Genomic DNA, 2,395 nt, shown 5'->3' with positions numbered 1-2,395 from the left:
CCGGCGCCGCATCGCCTGCCAGCGCGCGCTCCTCGCAGGCATGGCCGTCGCGCGCGAGCTCGCTCCAGCTCGTGACGCTGAACACCTCGGCGTCGATGCCCTCCTGCGACAGCAGCTGCGCCGCCTTGACGACTTCGGTCAGGATCGCGCCCGAACCCATCAACGTCACCCTGGGCGCGTTCGCCTTCGCCGGCYGCGCCCGCGTCCAGCCCTCGAAGCGGTAGCAGCCGCGCAGCACGTCGGCCGCCGCGCCTTCGGGCAGATCGGGCTGCGCGTAGTTCTCGTTCATGAGGGTGACGTAGTAGAAGACGTCCTTCTGCTCGACCATCATTTCCCGGATGCCGGCATCGACGATGACCGCCATCTCACCGGCGAAGGCGGGGTCGTAGGCCTTGCAGTTCGGGATCGTCGCGGCGATGAGGTGGCTCGATCCATCCTGGTGCTGCAGGCCTTCGCCGCCCAGCGTGGTGCGCCCGGAAGTCGCGCCCAGCAGGAAGCCGCGCGGCCGCTGGTCTGCCGCCGCCCAGATCTGGTCGCCCACGCGCTGGAAACCGAACATCGAGTAGTAGATGTAGAAAGGCAGCATCGCCAGGCCGTGCACGCTGTAGCTGGTGGCCGCCGCCGTCCAGCTCGCGATCGCGCCAGCCTCGCTGATGCCCTCCTCCAGGATCTGGCCGTCGGTCGCCTCGCGGTAGCTCAGGATCGAATCGATGTCCTCGGGTGCGTAGCGCTGGCCCACGCTGGAGTAGATGCCGACCTGCTTGAACAGGTTGGCCATGCCGAAGGTGCGCGCCTCGTCGGCCACGATGGGCACGACGCGCGGGCCGAGCGCCTTGTCCTTCATCAGGTTGCCCAGCATGCGCACGAAGGCCATGGTGGTGCTCATCTCCTTGCCCGCCGCCGCCACGGCGAACTGCGCGTAGGCCGCGAGCGCCGGCTTGGCAACAGGCTCGCAAGCGGTCTCGCGGCGCGGCATGCTGCCGCCCAGCGCGGCGCGKCGCCCCAGCAGGTAATGCATCTCCGCGCTGTCCTCCGCCGGCTTGTAGAAGGCGGCCTCGGTGGCCTGCGCGTCCGAGAGCGGCAGGTTGAAGCGATTGCGGAATTCGATCAGGTCCGCGCTCTCGAACTTCTTGTGCGAGTGCGTGGTCATCTTCCCCTGGCCGGCACCCATGCCATAGCCCTTCTTGGTATGGGCCAGGATCACGGTGGGCTGGCCGCGGTGCGCCGAGGCCACGGCGTAGGCGGCATGGATCTTCACGAGATCGTGGCCGCCGCGCTTGAGGCGGTCGATCTGCTCGTCGGTCATGCCCTGGGCCAGGCGCGCGAGTTCCTCGTTCTGGCCGAAGAAGGTGTCCCGGTTGTAGCGGCCGTCCTTGGCCGCGAAGGTCTGCATCTGGCCGTCGACCGTGTCGGCGAAGGCCCGCGCCAGCGCACCGGTCGTGTCGCGCGCGAAGAGGCCGTCCCAGTCGCTGCCCCACACCAGCTTGATGACCTTCCAGCCGGCGCCGGCAAAGAGCTTCTCGAGTTCGTCGATGATGCGGCCGTTGCCGCGCACCGGACCGTCCAGCCGCTGCAGGTTGCAGTTGACCACCCACACGAGGTTGTCGAGCTTCTCGCGCGCGGCGAGCGTGAGCGCGCTCATGGATTCGGGCTCGTCCATCTCGCCGTCGCCGAAYACGCCCCACACCTTTCGGCCTTCGCAGTCGAGCAGCCCGCGATGCGTGAGGTAGCGCATGAAGCGCGCGTGGTAGATGGAGCTGATCGGGCCRATGCCCATCGARCCCGTSGGGAACTGCCAGAAATCCGGCATCAGGTAGGGATGCGGATAGCTGCTCAGTCCGCGCGCGCCCTTGCCYTGRGTGAAGGCGGGCGCGGTGAGYTCCTGGCGGTAGTGCGTGAGATCCTCTTCGCTCAACCGGCCTTCGAGGAAGGCGCGCGCGTAGACACCGGGCGCGCTGTGCGGCTGGAAGAACACGAGATCGCCCCGGTGCGCATCGTTGCGRGCCCGGAAGAAATGATTGAAGCCGGTCTCGAACAGATCCGCCGCGCTGGCATAGCTGGCGATGTGGCCGCCCAGTTCGCCATAGGCCTTGTTGGCCCGCACCACCATCGCCAGCGCGTTCCATCGCATGAGCGCGGCCAGGCGCTCCTCGATCGCCAGGTCGCCAGGGAAGGCGGGCTGCGCCTCGACCGCTATGGTGTTGACGTAGGGCGTGGAAAGCTCGGGTTGCCAGCCGATGCGCTGCTCGCGCGCCAGGCGTGCGAGTTCGTCGAGCATCCAGCGCGCCCGCTCCGGACCATGCGCCTCGGCCAGCGCGACGAAGGCCTCGCGCCACTCGGCGGTTTCGACGGGATCGGGGTCGTGCGGTGACATGTCGAACAGGGCGCGCAATTG

General features: G+C 68.3%; 1 protein-coding gene. It reads right to left on the bottom strand.

Features of this window, described 5'->3' with window-relative positions; translation table 11 throughout:
* A partial coding sequence (aceE, locus tag AC1DNF_RS35455; RefSeq protein ID WP_478153586.1) for a pyruvate dehydrogenase (acetyl-transferring), homodimeric type occupies positions 1 to 2,374 on the bottom strand: 2,374 nt, incomplete at its 3' end.
* Between the last annotated feature and the right edge of the window lie 21 nt (positions 2,375 to 2,395).

Source organism: Variovorax sp. 01T432 (assembly GCF_056398605.1).
This window is presented reverse-complemented; position numbering and strand designations above follow the sequence as displayed.